The organism is Streptomyces griseochromogenes (assembly GCF_001542625.1).
In the GTDB taxonomy this organism is placed as follows: Bacteria; Actinomycetota; Actinomycetes; order Streptomycetales; family Streptomycetaceae; genus Streptomyces; species Streptomyces griseochromogenes.
Window position 1 is genome coordinate 2956036 of record NZ_CP016279.1, and the last position, 24784, is coordinate 2980819.

The following is a 24784-nucleotide window of genomic DNA, read 5'->3' on the forward strand; positions in this document are numbered from 1 at the left end:
GTAACCCGAGGTACGCGCCGCGCACAGGAGGAAGGCGAGCGATGCGGAAGCGGGCAAGGGAGTTGACGGTCTTCAACCGGGCTCGCGCTCGGGTGCGCCGACTGGCCCGTCGAGCCTGGCTGTCGTTCGGCAGGTTCGTGGTGCGTGGTGCCGGTACCGCGTTGGGCGCCGGGTCGGCAGGGTGGCTCATCTGATGGGTGCGGAGCCGCTGATCGGGTGGGCGCAGCCGGGTCGCCGAGGCCGGGCCGGCGTACTCGACCGATCCGACGGCCACACCGCTCCCCTGTGGCGGTGTGACCGTCGGAGTTTCAGGGGCCGACGCCGGGACTCGCCCCAGTGCACAGCCGACCAGTCCGGCGCGACACCCTCCTGTCGCAGATCACCGCCACCTCGACCGACGAGTGAGGTGATCTGCGAGTCGGTCGTGACCGGGAGGGGTCTGTCGTGGGGTGCGGTTCCGTGAGGTCGAGGGTCGTTGCTCCGGCGCGGCGTGATCGCCCCGGCCGGGGGAGAGGCGGCACCAGCAAGAGGTCTTCATCACGGTCGACGGCCGGCGTCTTCTGTGGAGGCGAGAACTCCATCACGATCAGGGATCATGCTGCACCCGCTCGCGGATGTCAATTGGCGCCCAGGTCATGTATCGAGACCCTCGATGGGCTACAAATGTGACCCGCTGGGTGCGTGGGGCGCCCTTCTGGCGCTAACCTTCAGTGCGCCGCCCACGCGGGTTGTTGCCGACGACGAAGCAGGAGACCGCCTGTTTATGGAGAACACCACCGGGGTGGAGGACGTCGCGGCGGCCCTGGCATCGATCAAGGCGGAGCTCGAGGAACTGGGCCACACCATCGAGGTGATCAACTTCGACCGGCTCACCCACGAAACGGGCATCGCCGAGGCGACGGTCCGCAAACTCTTCGCAGGGGATTCCGTCGTCCCTGACGAGGTCGACCCGCCCTTCAAGGACCGGCTGCGGTTCCTCCTGGACACCAGGCTCAAGGAGAACGGGCGCAAGCACACGTTCCAGGAGGTGGCCGATGCCGTCGGTGTGGCCAAGTCGACGATCACCAACCTGTTGAACGGCTCGCGCAACCCGGGATTCGACGTCAGCAAGGACCTGGCGGAGTTCTTCAACGCCCCGGGCTTCTTCACGCTCGGACCGAGGACGGCACTCCTGACGGCCCTTGAACCCGTCCTGGAACAGGCACGGCTGATCGCCGAACTCAAGGGCCGACGGGTGGAGCGCGTGGCCCTGAGGGGAAGCGTGTCGGCCGGCAGCGACCAGTTGTCACGGCAGTTGCAGGCGGCGATCCACCAGGTGGTCGAAACGGCCCAGCGTGCGTCCCAGGAGCCGACGGCCGCCCCCGCCGGCGACGAGGACCCTGAACTCAGCGAACTCGCCGCCACGATGCGCTTGTTGCCGGCCAAACACCGCAGGAGCGTGATGGGCATCCTCAGAAGCGCGGTAGGCCTGGCCAAGCACGACGACTGACCGTCCGTCACCTCGACGGGCGCCGCACGCTTCTCGCGGCACGATACTCCCGCGCCAGGACGCCGAGGGCGGCCGGGATCGACGGTCGTGGCCCGCCGTGCAGGAGGGAACCTCCCTTGCGCCGTACGGCCTGGAGTTGGAGAACCTGAAGGGAGATCAGGGCTCGCAGAAACGGCCGGTAGGGCGCGTCGACCAGATCGGGCAGTCCACGGCACGCGGTGAGCGCGGTCTCGGCGAGATCGGCCTGCGCGCCGACCAGCCGCCCCAGAGCGGGAACGCATGCCTGTGACTTGCTGCGCAGGTCCTCGATGGTCAGCCCGTACCGGTCCAGTTCCTCGCGTGCGATGCCGATGCGGCCCTGCTCGGCGTCCTCGGCGAGATCGGCCAGGAAGTCGGCGCGCTGCCACCCCTCGATCAGCGCCCGGCATCCCTGGAGGAACAGCTCGTCCCCACCCGTCTCCGGCGCCGGCGCGATCAGCGACGCGGTGAGCATCAGGGCGGGTAGCGAGTAACTGTCGATGTAGGCCTGGTAGTCGGCTTCGCTGTCGAAGCCGGTCCATTCGGCCTCGACGGGCGCCCCGTCCAGGAAGTCGTGCACCCGCGCAGCCGTGTACGGGTGTCGGCGTGAGGTGTCGGCGAGCGCCCGGAGCAGAGCGGATGCGGGAGCCCCCGGGCCGGGGACGGCATCGAGTGCCTCCCTGACCTCACGGTGCCATGAACTCAAGTCTTCCTTGCGGGTGCCGACCTCTCCGGCGTCGATCCGCTCGTCGGTTTCGTGCATGAAGGCGACCATGGCGACGACGGACGCATGGAGCTTCGCGGGGAGCAGCAGCCGGGTGGCGAGGTACTGGTGGAGAGCGAACTTCCGTACCAGGTCGCGCTGGGCGTCGTAGGCTCCCCGCAGTGTCGGGTCAGTGATGTCGGCCTCGGTCAGGGCCGCGGACCATCGGGGCACTGCTCTCCTTCGGTTGGTGGTTCCGGTACGGGCGCGGACGGTCAGCGGTCCAGGAGGACACGGGCCGTGCGCAGCAGGACATGGGCGCGGGTCAGGGTTCGCGGATGCCGTCGCATGTGGACGACGTCCAGGTAGGCGCGGTTGATCTCGGGATCCCGGACCGATGCCTGTGTGATCTTGTCGCCTACCCAGCGGATCAGGGGATAGCCGCGTGGGTAGGGCCCGGTGACGTGGGGCTGGGCCAGGTCGGCGGTCGTCGACAGTTTCCACCCGGCGTTGGTGAAGACGTCCGCGCGACGGAAGTAGTCCCAGGCCGGAGCGTGCGGCGCGGCTCCGGAGCGCAGGTACCCGGCGAGCGCGCCGGCCTGCAGAGCCGCGAGGGTGAGCCCCTGACCGTAGACCGGGTTGACGGAGGCCATGGAATCGCCCGCCGCGACCAGTCCGCCCGGGAAGCGACTCGTCGCGCGGAACAGGCGGCGCCGGCTCTCGCGGAAGGCGAACGTGCTGACATCGCCCTGCAGCGCGCAGTGCTCGGCGACCTCCCGCAGCGGGGCGACGCAACGTCGCATTCTGGCGATGAACTCCCGTGGGTCCCTGGTAGGGCGGTGACCGGCGTAACCGGCCAGGACGACCGTCCACCGGCTGTTCTCGACCGCCGCGAGCGCTCCGGGTTCGCAGTGTGCGGGCTGGTAGCCGCTGTCGGGTCCTGGGGTGGAGTGCGCGATCACTGTCCCTGGGAGTTCACCGCCCCGGTGGAATGTGGCCGTGGCGTAGCCGAGGTCGATCCGCATCCGCTCCACGGGCGGCACGGGCCACCCCTCCTGGTCGAGCCAACGGCTCAGGCGACTCGACCGGCCCATGGCATCGACGACGAGATCGGCGGCGACCGTCGTCTCGTGCTCGTGCTCGTGCTCGTGCCCGGCCGGGGCGTAGCGGACGCCGCACACGCGGTCGCCGCGCACCAGGAGTCCTCGGCCGCGGCCGGCGAGGAAGCGCACGTTGGACAGGTCTCGCGTGCGCCGTCGTACGCTGCGCTCGATGAACGGGCGCGTGGCGCTGAGCATTTCGACGTCGTCCAAGGGAGGGCGTGGCCTGCCGTCGACGTAGAACCGGACCGCTCGGCCGCCGCCGACCAGGGCACCGCCCGCGGTCATCTCCCTGGTGATGCCGGGAAACCAGCGCTCCAGCTGCGCATGCCCCATCGCGAGCAGGGCGTGCAACTGGTGCCGGTGCGGTGCGCCTGGGCCAGTAGCCTCACCGTCGAGGCCGTCTGGTTCCACGATGACGACCTCTTCGGCGTAGTCGCTCAGCACGCGGGCCGCCAACAGGCCCGCGTAGCTGCCGCCAAGCACAACTGCCCGTTGCACGGGGCTCCCCTCCGAGCCCGTGACGGCTCAGCTCCGTTCGAATGGCCGCGTCGCCGAGAAGAGCGACCGGACGGGACACTATCGTGCCGCTGCGCGAGTCCAGGGCACTCCCTCGCCCTCCCGGGCGGAGCGGACCACCTGTAGCGATGAGTCCACCAGAGGGGTGCGGAGCGCTCGGGCCAGGCGCACCAGGCGGGTCCTCTCCTGGGCGGCGGGCGTGTTCTTTCCCGGTGCGAACAGCGCGGGCCCAGCGGAGGCGGCCGGTGCCGCGCCGTCAGGGCCTGCCGCCTGGAGGCGTTCGACCGCGTCCCGCAGGACTGCGGCCGTGGCGGCAGCTTCGAGCTCGTGGGGGGACAGGCCCTTCTTCCCCAGGCCCAGCTGGTTTCGGAGGGAGTCGGTCTGCATTGCCTCGCCGTGCAGGCTCGCTACCGCCTGCGCCGGCAACTCGCTGATCCAGGCGCGCCGTTCCAACTGCCGGATTCCGTCGAGGATCTCGATCACTCGTCGATGAAGTGTCCACCGGACATTGAAGACGCGATTCGGCTTGGATCGCCCGGTACCGGCCGAGGCCTGCCGGTCGAAGGGATCCGGCCGGCGGTGCCCCGAGCCCAGGGACAGCTCCTGGTCGACCCCCGCGACGACGAGATCCCACAACGGCTGCAGAACCGCGATGTCCCGACGTTCGCCGAGCCACTTGCTCAACGCCGCTCCGGAGACTCCGTAGCAGGTCATGATGGATCCCACGACCCCGAAGGCGGAGCCCAGCACCCCCACGTCGTCGAGTTGGTGGTGACCGAGGGCGGCGGCTGCGGCTGCGGGCGCCGAACACACCACGTACCCGGACGTCACGAGCATGCTGCGCCCGTACCAGCGGACGGAGTGCATGATGGCCTTGTCGTCGGCCCGGGCACGTCGCGTGCGACGCCATGTGTGCACCGTTCCGCAGGTGAGCATGGTCAGAAACACACTGAGGAAGAGCTGCACCTGCGGATGCTTCACCTGCTCGGTGTTGAACTTGAGCGGATCGGCCGCCCCGCCGAGATCCGTGGTCAGGAACGCGACGACCATGACCGCGAAGGAGATGCCGTAGGCGACCGCCCAGGCCGCGATCTGCCGCCGGACCCGCCACGGCTGATCCGACCGGGACGGGGTCCACAAGACCGTCAACAGGTGCTGCGTCCCGAAGCACAACAGGATGCCCAGGTAGATCGGCAGCGTAGGGAGCCACGGTTGACCGGACGCCGAACCGAGACTCCGGTATCCGAAAGGAGAGGCGACCACGTAGACGATGCCGCCCAATCCGTGGGTGGCGACCTGCAGGCCCAGCGCGAACGAAGGGGAACGTACGAGAGCTGAGGCCTTCCAGATGGCGATCGTCAGATGGAGGGAGGCGATGACCAGATAGACAGTGGTCGCGCTGCTCTCAGACACCAGTCCTCCGGTGGGTGAAGCTGAAGACGAAGCCATGTGCGTCGGGCTCTTGGAGCGCGATCTTGCGGTCCAGCGCCACAGTGGCGAAGGCCTCGACCTTCCGCTCGACCGGCGAGTCGTAGTGAGACCGTTGGAAGAAGGCGGTGACCGTATCGGGGTTGAGTGCCGGTGTGAGCTGAACCGCCAGTTCCCTCGACAGCGGGCTGCCGTTGTCCGCCCCGACCGGCACCCTGACGTCCTCCGCCTTGTCGAACAGGAAATGACCCAGTTCGTGGGCGATGGAGTTCACTTGGGTGAGTTCGCTGGCGTACTCGTCGACCGCGATGTAGTCCTGATCCGGGGTGGCTAGAGAGAACGCGCTGACGGTGGGCGGCATGTCGATGTACAGTACAGAGATGGGGTTGCCGCGCCGTTCGGCGACGAGCTCCACCAGACCGTCGATGCTCTGGACGCTTGAGAGGCCCAGGTCTTTGCGGATCTGCCGGGCAGCGGCATGGGTTTCGCGGCGTATGGCGAGCTCTTCCCTGACCGAGCCGATCCAGCGTGGCCACTCCGGTCGCCGACGGCCCTTCCTCACGATCGGCTGCATCCTCGTCCCCCTCCGCCTGGGACCGCGGCCACCGCGTGTCGGCCGAACCCACGTGGCCGAACCCGCGGACCGACACGGAACCGCTCGCCGACGAGGGCGGCGGTCCGTACAGCACGATGATCACGCTTGGGCGGCGCGGTGTCGCAGGAGTGACGCGACTCCTGACGAGTCGACCGATGCTCGGCACCCGGTTGCACCCATGCCCGGTGCGTGGCTCGAGGGCTTGCCTGTACGGCCCTGATGCCCGCTCCTGTGGCGGATCGCACGATCCACCCCGTCATCCGTTCTCCTCACCTGCCCCGACGACACCCGGAAACCGCGCTCAAGTCACCAGACCCAGACAGTGTTTCAAAGCGTGTCGACCAACGCGTCGTCAACTATAGGTTGGGAACGTCCAGGGGTGGGCAACGCACCGTGGCCCGTGCAGCCGACGCGGCGGATGACCTGCCGCAGCCGGCCGAAGCGACCCCCGCGAACCCCGGCCCGAGGCCACCGTTCAACGCACACGCACATGCGACTGATCGATGCGGAGATCGGCCGGTACGGCTGGTCGTCCCTTGGGTGTGGGTCCGGGAACCCCGCCTTCGCCCGCTCCGCCTCCCCCAAGCGGTCCGAGGGGCAGATCCTCGCGGTATTGCGGAGGCATGGCTCCTCTCCTCCGGTTGAATGCCTCTGTGGCACAGGACTTGGGCTTCGACGAGGACGACCTGCGGGCGCTGGCCGGGCCACGCTCCTTCGGGCGGGGTCAGAATTATCCGGCCGCGGTGACCGCGGTGGAGGTCGGCGACGGCTGGATCACGGCCACCGTCCACGGGACGGACGCCTACCAGGTGGAGTTGGCCCTGGACGGGCCCGACGGCGTTGCCGGGGAGTGCGACTGCCCGTACGGCATGGAGGGCAACTTCTGCAAGCACCTGGTCGCCCTGGGCCTGACCGTGCTCGCCGAGCCGGAAGCGGTGCCGAGGCAGCGTGGCCGGGCCAGGACTCGTGCCCAGGAGCTGGATGCGTGGCTGGCTGCGCTCTCCAGGGACGAGCTGCTCGCCCTGGTACGGGAACAGGTGGCTGGGGACCGGCAGTTGGCGCGTCGGCTGGAGCTGCGGGCGGCGAGCGCCAGGGGGGACCTGGCCGAGGTCCGTGCCCGCATCCGGGAACTCCTCGACACCGCCCCCTTCGCACGGTATGGATACGTCGAGTACGCCGATACCCACGCCTACGGCGAACAGGCCTCGCAGGCGGTGTCCGCGATCGCCGCGCTGACCGCCGCCGGGCGGGCCGCGGACGCGATCTCACTGTCCCGGGAGGCGATGCGGCTCCTCAGTGATGCCCAGGACGCGATCGACGACTCCGACGGTCATCTGGGTCGAATCGGTGCTGCGCTTGCCGAAGCCCACCTCGGGGCGTGCCGCGCAGCACGCCCCGACTCGGACGAGACCGCGCGGTGGCTGGTCGGCCATCTGCTCAGTGACCTGGACGATCTCACCGGCATCGATCCCCTCGACTACGAGGATGTCCTTGGCGCGCAAGGGATGCTCAGGGTAAGGGAGTTGACGGCTGCCGCCTGGCGCCGCAACCGCACCGGCTGGGGGGAGAAGTATTTGATGGAGCGGCTGGCCAAGGCGGAAGGGGACGTGGACGGATGGGTCGCCGTGCACGCGGCCGTCCTCGCTCCGGATGGCAGCACTCACCTGAGCGTCGCCCGCGAACTGGACACCGTCGGCCGCGCGGACGAGGCCCTGCGGTGGGCGGAGCGTGGCATTGAGGAAACACCCGACGACGTCACCTCCGACATCGCCCTGATCGACTACCTCTGCGACCGCTACACCCGCGCCGACCGGCTCCTCGACGCCGTCGCCCTGCGCCGCGCCCAGTTCGCCGCCCGCCGTTCCCTGGCCGCGTACCAGCAGTTGCGTACGGCGGCACGAGCGGCCGGCTGCTGGCAGGCCGAGCGGGAGCAGGCGCTCGTGCCGCTGCGCGCCGACGCCGGGCAGCGGCAGCAGTCCTGGTACGGCGGCCCGGTCCTGGTCGACGCCCTGCTCGACGACGGGGACGTCGACGCTGCCTGGCGGGCCGCGGCTGAAACGCGTGCGCACGACCGGCAGTGGCTCGCCCTCGCCGACCGGGCCCGCGCCGTGCGTCCTGCCGACGCGCTCGGGGTCTACCTGCGGCTGGCCGGACCGCTCATGAAACAGACGGGCAACGCCGTCTACGAGCAGCTGACCGGTCTGCTGCTGAGCATGCGCGACTGCCACCACCGCCTGGGCACCGAGGACGAGTTCACCGCGTACCTCGCCGCTCTGCGCGCCGGCCAGAAGCGCAAGCGGAACCTGATGCGGCTCCTCGACCAGCACGGCCTGTGACGGGCACTGCCTGTATCCGGAAGTTCATCCACTCCATCTCCGTGGTCTCCGGCTGACCTTCCTGCCTCCTGCGCGCTGTGAACGCGGCACTGGCTGCCGCGCCGTCGTGACCATCAGGTGGCGGTGACGACCAGCGCGGCCCGGTCGTCGAGGGCGGCATCGCCTGCGAACGTGGTGACTGCGGCGGTGATGGACTCGATGAGGGTGGCGGCGGTGGGCGTCGTGGTCCGGTCGGCGACGAGCGCGTCGGCCAAGCGGTCCTCGCCGAAGAATTCGCCGTCGGTGGAACGAGCCTCGGTGATGCCGTCGGTGACCAGGACCAGGCTGTCGCCGGGGCGCAGGCCGATGTCGAACGGGCAGAAGCCGGGGTCGGGACGGATGCCCAACAGCAGGCCTGGTTGCGTGAGTTCTTCGACCGTACCGTCGGCTCGGCGCACGAGGGGCGGTACATGGCCTGCTCGAATCAGGTTGAGCGCGAGGTGAGACGCGGAGTACCGCAGCTCGCCGTAGACGAGTGAAACGAACTGGTCCTCATCGGCGGTGCCTGCCGTCAACGCGTCGTTGATGGCGGCGACCACCGCCGCCGGGTCGTTCAGGAGGCGGGCGGCGGCGCGTGCGGTGTGGCGGACCATTCCGGTGGTGGTGGCCGCCAGCGCGCCGCGCCCCGACACATCGCCGATCATGAACGCCCAGCGGTCGCCGGACAGCGGGAAGACGTCGTAGAAGTCGCCGCCGACGTCGAGTCCTTCACCGGCCGGATGGTACGAGGCGGCCAAGGTTGCGCCGGGAATCCTGGGCAACTCGGGAGGCATCAGACCTGCCTGCAGATCGTGGGCCAGCCGGACGCGGTCGGTGAACTGGTGGGCGTTGTCGGCACTCGAAGCGGCCCGGCGGGCGAGCTCCTGGGCCAGGGCGATCGTGTGGCCGTCCAGGGGCAGGGCGGTGGCCAGGAGAGTCAGCGTGCCGAAGGTACGGCCCCGGGTGGCCAGCGGCACGCACACGTAACCCGTGACGCCGAACTGCGCGCAGGCGCTGCCCGTGTGGGACGTCTCGATGGCGCCGGAAGCCAGCACGCGGGCGACGGCGGCGTCCACGTCGTCGCACAGCGCGGGGGAGGAGAGGAGCTCTTCCCCCTCCCGGGTCGAGGCGGCGACGGCGATGCGGTGGGTCCGGCCGCGCTCGACCACATGGACGGCACACAGCGGCGCCAGGGCCGGAACGGTCAGCCTGGCCAGGCACTGCAGGCTCTCCGAATAGTGTGTCTCGCCCGTGATGGCGGTGCTCGCTTCCAGCAGGAAGGCCAGATCCTCACGGACCGCCTTCTCCCGCTCCTGGGCGGCGTGCCGCGCCTCCACCGCACAGTGGCGTTCGATGGCCAGCGCGGCTATGCGTGCGAACGCGACGCTGAGCGTCACATCCCTGTCCGCGGGAGCCTTGGGGGTGCGGTGGTACATCGCGAAGGTGCCCAGCAGCCGGCCGTCCGCGTCCTGGATCGGCGTGGACCAGCACGCCGCGACCCCGGCCCGCAGCGCCAGGTCGCGGTAGTCCTTCCACAGGGGGTCGGTGGCGATGTCCGTGACGATCACCGGTTCATGCCGGAAGGCGGCCGTGCCGCACGAGCCGACACCCTCGTCGATGGGCGCCCCGTCGATCGCCTCGTTGTAGAAGTCGGGCAGGCGCGGGGCGGTGCCGTGCCGCAGGCGCTGGCCGTCGGGATCGACGAGCAGTACCGAGACGATCATGTCCGGGGAGAGCTCTTCGATCGCCGTGGCCATGCCGTCGAGGATCTCGGCGAGAGGGGCGTCGCGTGCGATCTGCTCCAGCAACACGCGCTGCTGAGAGGCCAGGAGATGCGCGTCGTGGTATGCGGTGGTCTCGACCGCGATCACCACGACCCCGTCGATCCGGCCGGCCTCGTCCCAGCGGGGCTCGTAGGTGAAGTCGAAGAACCCCTCCCGCTGCCTGCCTGGCTCTCCCAGCATCAGCCGCCCGTCCCGGGCCCGGTATGCGACGCCGGTGCGGTAGACCTCGTCGAGCCGGTCGAGGACGCCCTGCGGAACCAATTCCGGAATCACCTCTCCGACCGGCTCGCCGACGCGCCCGCGGTCGCACCCCACGGCCTCGAAGAATGCCGAGTTCGCCACTTCCAGCAGGTGTTTTGGGCCACTGAGCGCGGCGAAGATCACCGGGGCCTGCCCGAAGAGGTCCGCGTACTCCTCGCTCCGCCGGTCGATGGGGACGGAGCGGGCGATGGCCGAACTGTGGGGATCGAAATATATGGACATGACAGGCCGCCCTCTCCTGTCTCCTCCGTCCGCGGACGACGTCGTCTCGCCCCTCCACTCTGACACATGTCTGCGCTGTTTCCAGGCCGCAGCCGGGCCGGTCACGGCGGCGCTTCATGATCGGGGGGCCTGACGGCTCGACCTCCAGGAGGGCCGGCGGCGCATGGGGTGCCGAGCCCGTCGTCCACCGCAGGCGGCCTGGTCGTCTCCCTGGAGGAACGACGGGGGAAATTCTGTGGTGCCGCAGAGCGAGCCCCTCTAGGGTGGGGCTTGCTCCTCGCGGTGGCCGTCGGCTGCCGCGGTCAGTCGTGTGGAGAACGGGAGGTGTGACCGATGGCTGTCTCTGTGATGGGCGCTGCCCGCATCCGCAAGTTCATCCATTCCACCTCCGTGGTCTCCGGCTGACCTCACTCTTCTCCCGCGCCAGTGAGCGCGGTGCCGGGGCCACCCTTGTGAAGGGTCACCCCTTGTCTTTCTCGTCTCTCGTGGGTTCGTCCTCGCCTTCCTCGCATCCGCTCGTGCCGTACGGCTGGGATGTGGACTGGGAGGCCGAGTTCGCCCCCCACGCCGAGCAGGGCCTCCTGCCCGGCCGTGTCGTACGGGTCGACCGTGGCCAGTGCGACGTCGTCACCCCGGCCGGAACCGTCCGTGCCGACACCGAGTTCGTCGTCCCACGTGACCCGATGAAGGTCGTGTGCACGGGGGACTGGGTCGCGGTCGACCCTGAAGGCAGCGACCCGCGGTACGTACGGACGCTGTTGCCTCGCCGTACCGCCTTCGTGCGCTCCACCTCCTCCAAGCGGTCCGAGGGGCAGATCCTCGCGGCCAACGTCGACCACGCAGTCGTCGCCGTCTCCCTCGCTGTCGAACTCGACCTCGGCCGCGTCGAACGGTTCCTGGCGCTCGCGTGGGAGTCCGGCGCACAGCCCGTGGTCGTCCTCACCAAGGCCGACCTCGTGCCGGACCCCGTGACGCTGGCCCACCTCGTCCAGGACGTCGAGACGACCGCGCCCGGTGTACCCGTCCTCACCGTCAGCGCCCTGCACGGCGACGGCCTCGACGTGCTCGTCGCCCTCGTCGGTTCCGGCACGTCCGTGCTGCTCGGCCAGTCCGGCGCGGGCAAGTCCACTCTCGCCAACGCCCTCGCCGGTGAGGACGTCATGGACGTACAGGCCGCCCGTGACGTGGACGGCAAGGGCCGGCACACCACGACCACCCGCAATCTGCTGCCCCTGCCCTCCGGGGGTGTACTCATCGACACCCCCGGGCTGCGGGGTGTCGGCCTGTACGACGCCGAGAGCGGGGTCGGGCAGGTGTTTTCCGAGATCGAGGACCTGGCCGCTCGGTGCCGCTTCCACGACTGCGCGCACGAGACCGAGCCCGGCTGCGCGGTCCGCTCCGCGGTGGACAGCGGGGAGCTCCCGGTCCGGCGGCTGGAGAGCTACCGCAAGCTGATGCGGGAGAACCAGTGGATCGTCGCCAAGACCGACGCCCGCCTCAGGTCCGAACTCAGGAAGGACTGGAAGCGGAAGGGGGCGGAAGGAAAGGCGGCGATGGAGGCCAAACGGGGCCGCTGGGCATAGCAGCCCGGCAACGCCGACACGCCACATCCCGGCGGGCTGCCCCTGGCACCCGCCGGGGCCGCCCGTGCCGGGGCCGCCCGTGCCGGGGCCGCCCGTGCCGGGGCCGCCCGTGCCGGGGCCGCCCGTGCCGGGGCCGCCCGTGCCGGGGCCGCCCGTGCCGGGGCCGCTCGTGCCGGGGCCGCTCGTGCCGGGGCCGCTCGTGCCCCCCCGGCGGCCATGCCAAGGCACGCGGGGCCCTCGTCTGTCCGGCCGATGTGCGGTGGCGGAACCCGTCCCTTTTGTCGGCTGATGTTAGAAATAGACCATGGAGAGGCGTTTCGGCCTGTTCAAAGCGCGGGCCGCGTCCGCCCGTGCCGAGGCATTCCCGGCCGGCGAGGGCCGTCGTCTCCCGCCGGGCCTGCGCAGTGTCGCGGGCCAGGTGTTCGTCCTGCAACTCGTCATCCTGCTGCTGTTCGGCGCGGCGGCCGTGACGGCGCTGGTGCTGCAGTCCCAGCGGGCGAGCCTGGCCGAGGCCCGGGCACGCTCGCTCGTCGGGGCCGAGGCCTTCGCCAACGCCCCGGGCACGCTGGACGCGATGCGCTCCGCCGACCCCAGCGCGCTCCTCCAGCCCCGGGCCGAGGCGGCCCGCAGGACGTCGGGGGTCGACTACATCGTCGCGTTCAGCCCGGCCGGCTACCGCTGGACGCACCCCGACCCGCACCTGATCGGCAAGCGCGTGACCGGCACCTTCGGCGAGGCGCTCGCCGGGCACGCGCACACCTCCACCTTCGCCACACCGCTCGGCCAGGCCGTGGACTCGACCGTCCCGGTCCTCGACAGCCACGGCAAGGTCGCCGGGCTGGTCTCGGTCGGCATCACGGTCCGCAACGTGAACGCGCGCGTGATGCAGGAACTGCCGCTCCTGCTGGGCGCCGGCGCCACCGCCCTGCTGCTGGCGACGGCCGGATCGGCGCTGGTCAGCCAACGGCTGCGACGGCAGACCCGCGGCCTGGAACCGGCCGAGCTGCGCCGCATGTACGACCACCACGACGCCGTGCTGCACGCCGCGCGCGAAGGCGTCCTCATCATCGACGAGGACGGCGGGCTGCTGCTCGCCAACGACGAGGCACGGCGCCTGCTCGGCCTGCCCGAACACCCGCACGGGCGGCACATCGCCGGACTCGGCCTCGGACCAGCCCTCACCGGGCTGCTGTCCGGCCTGCGGCCCGTCACGGATCAGGTGTGCGAGGCCGGTGAGCGGCTGCTGGCGGTGAGCGTACGGCCGACCGAACCCTACGGCGGCCCGGCCGGCAGCGTCGTGACACTGCGGGACACGACCGAGCTGCGGGCCGTCGCGGGCAAGGCCGCCGTGGCGGAGCACCGGCTGCGCCTGCTGTACGACGCCATGACCAGGATCGGCACCTCCCTCGACGTGACCCGTACGGCGGAGGAACTCACCCGGTTCACGGTCCCCAGGTTCGCCGACTACGCCAGCGTCGACCTGGTCGACGCGATCCTCCAGGGCGGCGAGCCGGTGGGCACCATGATGCGCCGTACGGCCCTCACCGGCATCCACGACGACCATCCGCTGTACCCGGTCGGCACGCTCATCGACGCCGGCGCCGAGACCCCGCAGGCGATCGGCTTCGGAACCGGCGAGCCCGTGCTCGAAGCCGACCTGCCCGCCCTCACCGGATGGCAGGAACAGGATCCCGTCAGCGCGCGCCAGATCCTCGCCCACGGCATCCACTCGCTGATGGTGATCCCGCTGCGCGCCCGCGGCATCCTCATGGGCGTGGCCAGCTTCTGGCGCTCCGAGCGGCCCGAACCCTTCGAGGAGGAGGACGTGGCGGTCGCCGAGGAACTGGTGGCCCGGGCCGCGCTCGCCGTCGACAACGCCCGCCGCTACACGCGCGAGCACACCACGGCCGTCACCCTGCAGCGCAGGCTGCTGCCGCGCCGTATGCCCGAGCAGTCCGCCCTCGACGTGGCCCACCGCTATCTCCCCGCCCAGGCCGGGGTGGGCGGGGACTGGTTCGACGTCATCCCGCTGCCGGGAGCCCGGGTGGCGCTGGTCGTCGGCGACGTGGTCGGGCACGGGCTGCACGCGGCGGCCACCATGGGCCGGCTGCGCACCGCCGTGCACAACTTCTCCGCCCTCGACCTGAGCCCCGACGAACTGCTGGCGCGCCTGGACGAGCTGGTCAGCCGCATCGACAGCGACGAGGCGAGCGAGTCCGGCGCGGGCGTCGCCGGAGCCACCTGCCTGTACGCCCTCTACGATCCCGTCGCCGGGCGGGTCACCGTCGCCGGGGCCGGCCACCCCGGGCCCGCCCTCGTCCTGCCCGACGGCACCGCCTCCTTCCCCACCGTGCCGGTCTCCCCGCCGCTCGGCCTGGGCGACGGCATGCCGGTGGAGGCGCGCGAACTAACGCTGCCGGAGGGATCGCTGCTGGTGCTGTACACCGACGGGCTGGTCGAGGACCGCGGCCGGGACATCGACACGGGCCTGGCCCAGCTGCGCGCCGCGCTGGCCGGCGCGGTGGGCCGTACTCCGGAGGAGACCTGCGCGGACGTGCTCGGCGCGGTGCTGCCGGCCCGCCCCAGCGACGACGTCGCCCTGCTGGTGGCCCGCACCCGGCTGCTGGACCGCGACCGGATCGCCGAGTGGGACGTGCCCGCCGACCCCGCCGCCGTGGCCCCTGTCCGCGCCGCGTGCGCCCACACCCTGGAGTCCTGGGGGCTCTCGGAGCTCGGGTACACCACCGAGCTGGTCCTCAGCGAGCTGATCACCAACGCGATCCGCTACGGCTCCCCGCCCGTCCGGGTCCGGCTGCTGTACGACCGCCACCTGATCTGCGAGGTCTCGGACGGCAGCAGCACCGCACCGCATGTGCGGCGCGCGGCGGACACCGACGAGGGCGGCCGCGGCCTGTACCTGGTCGCCCGGTTCACCGCCCGCTGGGGCACCCGCTACACGGCCCGCGGCAAGGTCATCTGGGCGGAGCAGGCCCTGCACGAGGACCGGCCGGAGCGGGCCGGGCAGACGGCCGACGACCTCTTGGACCAGTGGGGCGACGACCAGTGGGACGACTCCGCCGGCTAGCCGCCGCTCAGCTGCACGTCCGATTCCCGCCGGTCCGCCCCGCGGCCGAGCCGCACACTGGAAGACGTGATGGACGAGGACACCAGGTACGAAGCGGTGCGCAGCCGGGACGGACGGTTCGACGGGGCGTTCTTCTTCGCCGTCGAGACGACCGGGATCTACTGCCGGCCAAGCTGCCCGGCGGTCACCCCGAAGCGGCGCAACGTGCGGTTCTTCGCGACGGCCGCCGCCGCGCAGGGCTCCGGCTTCCGCGCCTGCCGGCGGTGCCGGCCGGACGCCGTGCCGGGCTCCGCCGAGTGGAACGTACGCGCGGACGCCGTCGGCCGGGCCATGCGCCTGATCGCCGACGGAGTCGTCGACCGCGAGGGCGTCGCGGGCCTCGCCTCCCGGCTCGGCTACAGCGCCCGCCAGGTGCAGCGGCAGCTCACCGCCGAACTCGGCGCCGGACCCGTGGCCCTCGCCCGGGCCCAGCGTGCGCACACCGCCCGGGTGCTGCTGCAGACCACAGGCCTGCCCGTCACCGAGATCGCCTTCGCGTCCGGTTTCGCCAGCGTGCGGCAGTTCAACGACACGATCCGCGAGGTGTACGACGCGACACCGACCGGCGTACGGTCCGCCGCGCCCCGGGGCGGGGGAGCCCGCCGCGCCACCCCGGGCGCGGGCATCCCCCTCCGGCTCGCCCACCGCGGCCCCTACCAGGCCGCCGCCGTCTTCGACCAGCTGGCGCGGGAGGCCGTACCCGGCGTCGAGGAGGTGAGCGGCGCCCCGGGCGGCCGTACCTACCGGCGCACCCTCCGGCTGCCGTACGGCACCGCGATCGTCGCCGTCGAGGAGCGGGTCCGGGCGCCGAGGGCGGTCGGCGGCACGCATCCGGGCGGTTGGCTCGACGCACGGCTGCACCTGACCGACCCACGGGATCTGACCACCGCCGTCCAGCGGCTGCGACGGCTTTTCGACCTCGACGCCGACCCGTACGCGGTGGACGAACGCCTCGGCACCGACCCACGGCTCGCCCCGCTGGTCGCGGCCCGGCCCGGACTGCGCTCGCCCGGCGCCGTCGATCCGCTGGAGCCCGCCGTACGGGCGCTCGTGGGCGTGGCCGCGGCGCAGGACCTGGTCCGGCGCTACGGCAAGGCGCTCGACGCCCCCTGCGGCAGCCTCACGCACCTCTTCCCGGAGCCGGCCGCCCTGGCCGGGGCCGAGGACCAGGCGGAGTCCGGCGGCCCGCTGCGCGCGCTCGCCGCGGCCCTCGCCGACGGGAACGTGCACCTGGACCCGGGCGCCGACCGGGACGACGCCCAGCGGGCGTTGCTCGCCCTGCCCGGCATGGACCCGGCCGCCGTGGCCGCCGTCCGCGTCCGCGCCCTCGGCGATCCCGATGTGGCCCCGCCCGGCGTGGACGCGCCGGACACCTGGCGGCCCTGGCGGTCGTACGCCGTCCAGCATCTGCGCGTCGCGGGGGAGTTGACCCACTGATGGAGACGACGACGTACTGGACGGCCGTGGCCGCCCCGCTCGGCCGGCTGCTGCTCACCGCCGACCCGGACGGCGCGCTCACCTCGTTGTCCGTGCCCGGGCAGAAGGGCGCGCGGGCCGTCCAGGACGGCTGGCGGCACGATCCCGGGCCCTTCCGGGCGGCCGGGGAACAGCTCGCCGCCTACTTCGCCGGTGAACTCGGGGAATTCCGCCTGCCGTTCAGCACCCACGGCACCGAGTTCCGGGAACGGGTGTGGGCCGCGCTCGACTCCGTGCCGTACGGCGCCACCGCCACCTACGGCGAGATCGCCGCGCGGATCGGCGCGATCCGCGCCGCCGTCCGGGCCGTCGGCGGGGCGATCGGCGCCAACCCGCTGCTCATCGTGCGCCCCTGTCACCGCGTCATCGGCGCGAACGGCTCGCTGACCGGTTACGCGGGCGGCCTCGAGCGGAAGGTGTGGCTGCTGACCCTGGAGGGCGTGCTCCCGGGCTAGCCCGCCTCCCGCCCTCCCCGGCAGCGCACCCCGCGGCGACGGTCGCGGCCCGGCAGCCGGCCGCCCCGAGGCGGGCGGCCTAGGCCGAGTGGGTGGACCCCGTGTGATGTTCCGGCGCCCCGCTCCCGCCGTGTGGCACGGTCGCCTCCGACGGGTGAGGGAAGGGCGGGCGTACATGCGCAAGGTCGGGCGGGTCGTCGTAGCACTCCTGGTCGCGCTGCTGCCGGGTACGACGGCGACGGCCGTCGCCGAACCCGCGGCGCCGCCGTGGACCGGCAGCTGGGAGACGGCGCCCTCCGGCACCACCGCGGCGCTGCCCGGTGCGGCCGTCCGCAACGTCCTCCACCTCAGCGTCGGCGGCACCGCCGTGCGGATCCGGCTCAGCAACCGGTTCGGCACCGTGCCCCTGCTCCTCGGCGCCGTCACGGTCGCGCTGCGGCAGGGTGCCGGGCCCGATGCGGTGCCCGGCACCCTGCGCACCGCCACCTTCGGCGGCGCCCCGACGGTCACCGTCCCGCCGGGCACGGACGTGCTCACCGACCCGGTCCCGCTGCCCGTACCGGCCGCGGCCGACCTGCTGGTCACCGTCCTCACCCCGGTCGACAGCGGCCCCGCCACCTATCACCGCACCGCCCTGCAGACCAGCTACCTGGCCCCCGCCGGCGTCGGCCACGCGGCCGACGAGAACGGTTCCGCGTACACCAAGGCCATCGGCTCCTGGTACTACGTCACCGGCGTCGACGTCCTCGGCGGCGCGGCCGGCAGCGTCGTCGCCTTCGGCGACTCCCTCACCGACGGCACCGGCTCCACCCCCGACACCAACCGCCGCTGGCCCGACCGGCTCGCCCAGCGCCTGGGCGGTGACCGGTTCGGCGTCCTGAACGCCGGCATCGCCGGCAACCGCCTGCTGCGCGACGGCACCGGACCGAGCGCCCTGGCCCGCCTGGACGCCGACGCCCTCGACCGCGCCGGGGTGCGGGTCGTGATCGTGCTGGAGGGCATCAACGACATCAAGGGCACCCCCGAGGCGACCGACCCCGCCGCCTTCGCCACCGCCTACCGCACCCTCGTCGCCCGTGCCCACGCCCACGGCATCCGGGTCGTCGGCGTCACCCTCACTCCGTACGGCGGCTTCTCCGCCTACACGGCGGCCCGCGAGACGGTACGGCAGCAGGTCAACGCCTTCATCCGCACCGGCGGCGCGTTCGACGCGGTCGCCGACGCCGACGCGGCCGTGCGCGACCCGGCCGCCCCCGAGCGCATCCTGCCCGGCTACGACCCGGGCGATCACCTGCACTTCAACGACGCGGGCATGAGCGCGGTCGCCGACACGGTGGCCCGTGCTCTGGCCGTGCGCCCGTCCGCTCCTGCGGTCGGCGGCCAGGAAGCCCCCTAGGGACGCGGGGCCGTGTTCGGCATACGGCTCCGCCGCGCGGGCGCGACCAGCCACGCACAAAACCCGCCCCCGGCCGCAATCCGAACCTCCCACGGCGCTCAGCCCCACAGCACCGCCCCCACCCACGCCCCCGCGATCAGCAGACACGCGAAGAACTCGGCGAGCACGCTGGAGCCGCCCGAGCGCATCGTCGTGCGCAGCGCGGCCATCGCCTCACCGTGCCGGCCGAGCCGCAGCCGCTCGTACAGGTAGATGCCGGCCATGAAGCCCGGCACCGCGCCCAGCACCGGGATCAGGAAGAAACCGACGAGCCCGCCGACGCCCGCGTACACGCCCATGCGGGGCGTCGCGCCGCTCGCCCGCAGCCGGCGCGGCGGCAGCACCCCCCGCACCACCAGGGACAGCAGCAGCACCGCTGTGGCCCCGACCAGGACACCCCAGGCCAGTGGCTGCGGGTCCTTCAGCGCCCACCACAGGACCGCGGCCCACACCAGCCACGACCCCGGCACCCCGGGCACCAGCACTCCGCACAGGCCGAGCACCATCACCACGCCGACCAGCAGGAGTTCCCACACTCCCATCTGCCCAGAGTGCCGGAGCCCGGAAGAGAGCGCAGGTCACCGTCAGCCCTCGCGGGACACCCAGCCCCGCTCGTGGGCGTGCCAGCCCAGCTGGAGCCGGGTCGTCGCCCCGGTCAGCTCCATCAGCCGCTTCACCCGGCGCTGCACGGTCCTCAGGCCCAGGTCGAGCTGTTTGGCCACGCTCGCGTCGGTCAGCCCGGCCAGCAGCAGCGACAGGACCTCCAGGTCGGTGGCGTCCGGGCCGTCGGGCTGCTGCTCGGCCACCCCGGACGCGCTCAGCCTGAGCGGCAGCGCCTCCCGCCACACCGACTCGAACAGCCCGGCCAGCAGCTCCAGCAGGCCACTCGCGTGCACCACCAGCGCGGCCGGCTCGGCCGTCCTGGAGGTGAGCGGCACCATGGCGAGGGAGCGGTCGGCGATCACCAGTTTCGTCGGCACCCGGTCCACCACCCGCACCCGCTCGTCACGGCCGAGCGCGGCCGTCAGCTCGGTGAGCCCGTGCGGCAGGTCCAGCACCGAACGCTCCACCACGACCCGGTAGCGCACCCCGCGCCCGGCCGCCTGCTCCTCCGCGTCGTTGTCCGTCCCGGAGACCACCACCGGGTTGCCCGTGACCAGCGCGCACACCTCCTCGGCGGCGCCCAGCTGGAGCTGGAGGAAGCGCTGCGCGACCGCCGAGGCGCCGGTCACCACCTCCACCAGGTCGCGCACCTGCGGCTCGGCGGCCGCCGCCCGGTACTCCTCGGCCAGCAGCGCCGCCGCCAGCTCCGCCTTCTCCAGCTCGTGCCGTTGCCGGGTGAGCAGCGCGCCCAGCGCCACCCCGGGCGGGGCGGCCACCCAGCGGCCCGGCCGGGCCGGGGACTGCGCGGCCAGGCCCTGCCGCTCCAGGCCGCGCAGCGCACGCTCGGTGTCCGGCTCGGCCAGCGACAGACGCCGTGCCAGATCGGCCACCTCCGAGGCGCCCACGGACACCAGCGCCCGGTACGCCGACTCGTGTCTCTCGTCCAGGCCTATCGCTGCCAGCATCGACCCACGTCCCTCCCCTGTGAACCAGTCCTCCGCGCGACGCGCCCTGGCGGAAACCGGCCACGGCGCAAACCCGCCGCCGCCCATCATCGTCGTACCCGCGGTGACTCTGCCAAGGTGGCAGCACCGAGGAAGGCGCGGCCGTGCACACGGCCCACAGCCGTCTCCCAGGAAACCAAGCCACAATCAGGCCATTCGGTCGGCGCCCCGGCGGCACCGGTCGCACGGGTCGGTGACCCGGGCCCGGACGTGCGCGAGTGCGCGCGAAGGGGATGCGGGGCCGGGTCACTCCGGATGTCGCCGGGCGGTCCTCCCGTGGGGGGTGGGGCCGCTCGGCGGCCATCTGCCGTTTCTCGTACGGGAGTTCGGCCCGTCCCCCGGTTCGACGTTCGAGACGGGCGCGCGCGCCGGATTTTCCCGATGCCCCGTTTTCAACCGGCCCGAGCGGTGGACAATTAGGGGCATGAGCCAGCAGGGGGGTAGCCCCGCCCGTCATGAGGACGACTGGTGGGGTCAGCTGTACGACGACGACTCCACCGAGGACACGGGCCCCACGGCCGCGCCCGATTCCCTGGACGACCGCTTCGCCTCGGCGCAGAACGCGGTGACGGGCCGGTCCGGCCCGGCGGCGGGACGCCCCGGGGACACGACGCCGCGGAGCCCACGTCAGGCACCGTCCCGGAAGCCACGTCGGGAGCCGTCCCGGGAGCAGGCGGTCCCGTCGCAGCGGACCGCGTCACCGCCGACCACCGCGCCGACACCCGCCGCGCCGCCTCCCGCCGCGCCCCCGCGGCCGGGTCCGGCCGGGCCCGTCACCAGGCCGACGGCACCCGCGGCGACCGGACCAGCCGCCGCACCGCCCCTGGGCGCCGTGCCGCCCAGGCAGCGCGCCCCCTGGGAACCCCCGCCCGCCGAGCCCGCCCCACCGGTGACCTCCCCGCCCGCCCCGGCCCGAGCCGGGAACCGGACGGAGGCGGCACGCACTCCGGCCCCCCGGCCCGACCTGCCCACCCTGCCCCCGCCCCCCTCCTCCCTCGACTACGTCGGCTCCGGACCCCCCACCTACGACCCCGAACCCACCGCTCTGCCCGCCGCCGACCCCGATGACCTCGACGAACCGGTCCCCGACACCGTGCTGGACGGTGCCCGGTACGGTGCCTGCACGCTGCGGGCCGTGTCGATGCGCGGGGACTCGGGGCGGTACCGGGGCGAGCCGCGCCGGGACGCGCTGCTCACCGCGCGGTTCGGGACGGGGGAGCAGGCGCTGCTCCTCGTCGCGATGGCCACCGGCGCACGGGCCACACCGGGCGCGCACCTGGCGGCGGCCGAGGCCTGCCGGCTGATCGGGCAGGCCGTGGGCCGCAGCCGTCGGAGCCTGGTCGAGGACCTGCGGGCCGCCCGGCGCGGTGACCTGAAGTCCGGACTGCACCGCCTGACCGACCGCGGTCTCGGCAGACTGCGCGCGGGCGCCGTCGAACAGGGCCTGGACCCCGAGGAGTACTCGGCGAGCCTGCGCTGCCTGCTGCTGCCCGCCGATCCGGACTGCCGCACCCGTGTGTTCTTCGGCGTGGGCGAAGGGGGCCTGTTCCGGCTGCGGGACGGCGAATGGCAGGACGTCGAGCCGCGCGCCACGGCGGCCGACGGCGCCGGCGGTCCCGGCGGTCCCGTGCTCGGATTCGGCTCACTGCCCCCCGAGACCCCGGAGGGCGACCGGCTGACCATGGACCTCGGCATCCCGACCCCGCCGAGCCCGTACGAGCTGGCTCCCGAGCCGCCCCGCGAGCCTTTCCGCTTCCGCGCCTCGGTAGCCCGTCCGGGTGACGTGCTGGTGATGTGCACCGGCGGCCTCGCCGACCCGCTGCGCGGCGAGGCCGCCCTGTGCGCCTATCTGGCGCGCCGCTGGTCCGGCCGTGCCGCGCCCGGCCTGGCCGCGTTCCTCGCGGACGCCCAGGTGCGGGTGAAGGGCTACGCCGACGACCGTACGGCGGCGGCCGTGTGGGAGGCGTAACCGGGGCCCCTGTGGATTGATGGAACGGGGGAGGTCCATCCCGGGACACCGAAGGGGCAGACGACAGCCATGGCCAAGCAGAACGTCGCCGAACAGTTCGTCGACATCCTCGTCCGTGCCGGCGTGCGCCGCCTCTACGGGGTCGTCGGCGACAGCCTCAACCCGGTCGTGGACGCCGTCCGCCGCAACGCCGCCATCGACTGGGTCCATGTACGCCACGAGGAGACCGCCGCCTTCGCGGCCGGCGCCGAGGCCCAGATCACCGGCGCGCTGGCCGCCTGCGCCGGCTCCTGCGGCCCGGGCAACCTGCACCTCATCAACGGTCTGTACGACGCCCACCGCTCCATGGCCCCGGTGCTCGCCCTCGCCTCGCACATCCCCTCCAGCGAGATCGGCCTCGGCTACTTCCAGGAGACCCACCCGGACCGGCTCTTCCAGGAGTGCAGCCACTACAGCGAGCTGGTCTCCAGCCCGAAGCAGATGCCCCGGCTGCTGCAGACGGCCATCCAGCACGCGGTCGGCCGGCGCGGGGTGAGCGTGGTGTCCCTGCCCGGCGACATCGCAGCCGAACCCGCCCCGGACAAGGCCCCCGAGAGCGCCCTCGTCACCTCCCGGCCCACCGTCCGCCCCGGCGACGCCGAGATCGACAAGCTCGCGGAGATGATCGACGCGGCCGGCAGGGTCACCCTCTTCTGCGGCAGCGGCACGGCGGGCGCGCACGCCGAGGTCATGACGTTCGCGGAGCGGATCAAGGCGCCCGTGGGTCACGCCCTGCGCGGCAAGGAGTGGATCCAGTACGACAACCCGTACGACGTCGGCATGAGCGGCCTGCTCGGCTACGGCGCCGCCTACGAGGCCACCCATGAGTGCGACCTGCTGATCCTGCTCGGCACCGACTTCCCGTACAACGCCTTCCTGCCGGACGACGTACGGATCGCCCAGATCGACGTACGGCCCGAGGTCCTCGGCCGCCGCTCCAGGCTCGACCTCGCCGTGTGGGGCGATGTCCGCGAGACCTTGCGCTGCCTGATGCCGCGGGTGAGGGAGAAGACCGACCGGCGCTTCCTCGACAAGATGCTGAAGAAACACGCCGACGCGCTGGAAGGTGTGGTCAAGGCGTACACACGCAAGGTCGACAAGCACATCCCGGTCCACCCCGAATACGTGGCCGCTGTGCTGGACGAAGTCGCCGACGACCGGGCGGTGTTCACGGTCGACACCGGCATGTGCAATGTGTGGGCCGCCCGCTACATCTCGCCCAACGGCCGCCGCCGGATCATCGGTTCCTTCTCGCACGGCTCGATGGCGAACGCGCTGCCCATGGCGATCGGCGCCCAGTTCACCGACCGGCGCCGGCAGGTGGTCTCCATGTCGGGCGACGGCGGGTTCTCCATGCTGATGGGCGACTTCCTCACGCTGGTGCAGTACGACCTGCCGGTCAAGGTCGTGCTGTTCAACAACTCCTCCCTCAGCATGGTCGAGCTGGAGATGCTGGTGGCGGGCCTGCCCTCGTACGGCACCGCCAACACCAACCCCGACTTCGCCGCCGTCGCCCGCGCCTGCGGCGCCTTCGGGGTGCGGGTGGAGAAGCCCAAGCAGCTCGCCGGGGCGCTCAAGGACGCCTTCCGGCACAAGGGGCCCGCCCTGGTGGACATCGTCACCGACCCCAACGCGCTGTCCATCCCGCCCAAGATCAGCGCGGAGATGGTCACCGGGTTCGCGCTGTCCGCCTCGAAGATGGTGCTGGACGGCGGTGTCGGCCGCATGCTCCAGATGGCCCGCTCCAATCTGCGCAACGTCCCACGGCTCTGAACGGGCCGACCGGAGCGATGGTTTCCGGCCAGTTTCACGCCGTGTGACGGCCCGTCGGTCCCGGGCGGCGCGGGGCCGTTCCCTGCCGCGATGGGGCGCCCGTGGCGTGGTAGGGCGGTCCTGGCGGGCCCGGCACCGGTGCGGAGGTGCCCCGGGGCCGGCCCGGCGGCCGTACGGGCGTGGCCGAACAGACGGCCGTCGGCCGGACGGTCATGCGTGCCCGCAGGACCGCTGGGCATGGATTCCCGTGAGCGTGTTCGACCAGGAGGGGCAGGTTCGGCAACGTGCGGGCGGGGGTCATGAAGAGGCAGGCACGAGGGGGCGGTCCCGTGGCCGTCGGGGCCTCCTCGGCGAAGGCGGGGGAAGAGGCCGACACCATCACGGATCGGGCGTACGCGCCCCAGCTCAGGCGCAGGCTGGGGCGAGCGGACCTCAGGGCGGTGCCCGCGGCGCGCCGGGAGCTGCGCGAACTGCTGCGGCACTGGGGCAAGCCAGGCCGCTCGGAGATAGCCGAGTTACTCACCAGCGAGCTCGTCACCAACGCGCTCGTGCACACCGACGACGACGCCGTACTGACCGCCGTCGTCTCACCGCGCGGACTGCGTGTGGAGGTACGGGATTTCGTGGCCCGCAGACCGCGCCCGTGCGCGCCGGACACCGGGGACGGCACCCATGGCCGCGGGCTGTTGCTCGTGCAGTCCCTCGCGGACGCCTGGGGCGTACGGCCGCACGGCGTGGGCAAGTCGGTGTGGTTCGAGCTCGACGCCGAGGCCGCCTGAGGCCGGACGGCGCCGGAGACGGCGACGGGGCGGGGCGTGACCCGTGTGGTCACACCCCGCCCCGCGCCGAG

At 72.5% G+C, this 24784-nt stretch carries 17 protein-coding genes; 10 read left to right on the forward strand and 7 right to left on the reverse strand.

Annotated elements, in window-relative coordinates; all coding sequences use genetic code 11:
- The first annotated feature begins 763 nt into the window (after nt 1-763).
- Entirely contained in the window at nt 764-1489 is a 726-nt protein-coding gene (locus AVL59_RS12570; RefSeq protein ID WP_067302888.1) for a helix-turn-helix domain-containing protein, read from the forward strand.
- Between the two features lie 7 nt (nt 1490-1496).
- On the opposite strand, the gene AVL59_RS12575 is transcribed toward AVL59_RS12570, so the two are convergent.
- The 4 genes from AVL59_RS12575 to AVL59_RS12590 all read right to left on the reverse strand — a co-directional run bounded on the left by AVL59_RS12575 (nt 1497) and on the right by AVL59_RS12590 (nt 5831).
- Nucleotides 1497-2444, reverse strand: a complete 948-nt coding sequence (locus tag AVL59_RS12575) for a phytoene/squalene synthase family protein (protein ID WP_067302891.1) — start codon at nt 2442-2444, stop codon at nt 1497-1499.
- 41 nt (nt 2445-2485) lie between these two features.
- A complete protein-coding gene (locus AVL59_RS12580) occupies nt 2486-3811 on the reverse strand; it encodes an FAD-dependent oxidoreductase (protein WP_067302894.1) in 1326 nt (441 codons plus the stop codon).
- A gap of 78 nt (nt 3812-3889) precedes the next feature.
- On the reverse strand, nt 3890-5242 hold the full coding sequence (locus AVL59_RS12585) for a DUF6545 domain-containing protein (protein WP_067302897.1): 1353 nt from the start codon (nt 5240-5242) through the stop codon (nt 3890-3892).
- Nucleotides 5235-5831, reverse strand: coding sequence for an ImmA/IrrE family metallo-endopeptidase (locus AVL59_RS12590; RefSeq protein WP_067302899.1), 597 nt, complete (start codon nt 5829-5831; stop codon nt 5235-5237). The genes AVL59_RS12585 and AVL59_RS12590 overlap by 8 nt, the downstream gene beginning before the upstream one ends.
- Nucleotides 5832-6505: 674 nt before the next feature.
- Here AVL59_RS12590 and AVL59_RS12595 point away from each other — a divergent pair.
- A complete protein-coding gene (locus AVL59_RS12595) occupies nt 6506-8188 on the forward strand; it encodes an SWIM zinc finger family protein (protein ID WP_237281491.1) in 1683 nt (560 codons plus the stop codon).
- A 113-nt stretch (nt 8189-8301) separates the two neighbouring features.
- On the opposite strand, the gene AVL59_RS12600 is transcribed toward AVL59_RS12595, so the two are convergent.
- Nucleotides 8302-10473 (reverse strand): SpoIIE family protein phosphatase, encoded by a 2172-nt coding sequence (locus tag AVL59_RS12600; protein ID WP_067302905.1) that lies wholly within the window; start codon nt 10471-10473, stop codon nt 8302-8304.
- A gap of 467 nt (nt 10474-10940) precedes the next feature.
- Here AVL59_RS12600 and rsgA point away from each other — a divergent pair, with 467 nt between their 5' ends.
- From rsgA to AVL59_RS12625, 5 genes are all read left to right on the forward strand, one after another.
- A complete protein-coding gene (gene rsgA, locus AVL59_RS12605; RefSeq protein WP_208870361.1) occupies nt 10941-12056 on the forward strand; it encodes a ribosome small subunit-dependent GTPase A in 1116 nt (371 codons plus the stop codon).
- Between the two features lie 304 nt (nt 12057-12360).
- Nucleotides 12361-15141 carry a SpoIIE family protein phosphatase gene (locus AVL59_RS12610; RefSeq protein WP_079146663.1) on the forward strand — a complete coding sequence of 927 codons (2781 nt, stop codon included), beginning with the start codon at nt 12361-12363 and terminating at the stop codon, nt 15139-15141.
- A gap of 69 nt (nt 15142-15210) precedes the next feature.
- Nucleotides 15211-16617: a DNA-3-methyladenine glycosylase 2 family protein gene (locus AVL59_RS12615; protein WP_208870591.1), complete on the forward strand. Its 1407-nt coding sequence runs from the start codon at nt 15211-15213 to the stop codon at nt 16615-16617.
- Nucleotides 16617-17111, forward strand: a complete 495-nt coding sequence (locus tag AVL59_RS12620) for a methylated-DNA--[protein]-cysteine S-methyltransferase (RefSeq protein WP_067302912.1) — start codon at nt 16617-16619, stop codon at nt 17109-17111. Before AVL59_RS12615 ends, AVL59_RS12620 begins: the two co-directional genes overlap by 1 nt.
- Nucleotides 17112-17286: 175 nt before the next feature.
- Complete coding sequence (locus tag AVL59_RS12625) at nt 17287-18507, forward strand: SGNH/GDSL hydrolase family protein (RefSeq protein WP_067302914.1); 1221 nt, start codon at nt 17287-17289, stop codon at nt 18505-18507.
- A 98-nt stretch (nt 18508-18605) separates the two neighbouring features.
- On the opposite strand, the gene AVL59_RS12630 is transcribed toward AVL59_RS12625, so the two are convergent.
- Entirely contained in the window at nt 18606-19088 is a 483-nt protein-coding gene (locus tag AVL59_RS12630) for a DUF456 domain-containing protein (RefSeq protein ID WP_067302916.1), read from the reverse strand.
- Between the two features lie 42 nt (nt 19089-19130).
- A complete protein-coding gene (locus tag AVL59_RS12635; protein WP_067302919.1) occupies nt 19131-20114 on the reverse strand; it encodes a helix-turn-helix transcriptional regulator in 984 nt (327 codons plus the stop codon).
- A 463-nt stretch (nt 20115-20577) separates the two neighbouring features.
- On the opposite strand from AVL59_RS12635, the gene AVL59_RS12640 reads away from it, so the two are divergent.
- The 3 genes from AVL59_RS12640 (at nt 20578) to AVL59_RS12650 (ending at nt 24713) form a co-directional block, all read left to right on the forward strand.
- Nucleotides 20578-22122 carry a protein phosphatase 2C domain-containing protein gene (locus AVL59_RS12640; protein WP_067302922.1) on the forward strand — a complete coding sequence of 515 codons (1545 nt, stop codon included), beginning with the start codon at nt 20578-20580 and terminating at the stop codon, nt 22120-22122.
- Between the two features lie 69 nt (nt 22123-22191).
- The gene (locus AVL59_RS12645; protein WP_067302926.1) at nt 22192-23934 is read left to right on the forward strand and encodes a pyruvate dehydrogenase; all 1743 of its coding nucleotides are present in this window, start codon (nt 22192-22194) and stop codon (nt 23932-23934) included.
- A gap of 329 nt (nt 23935-24263) precedes the next feature.
- A complete protein-coding gene (locus AVL59_RS12650; RefSeq protein ID WP_067302929.1) occupies nt 24264-24713 on the forward strand; it encodes an ATP-binding protein in 450 nt (149 codons plus the stop codon).
- Nucleotides 24714-24784: the final 71 nt, after the last annotated feature.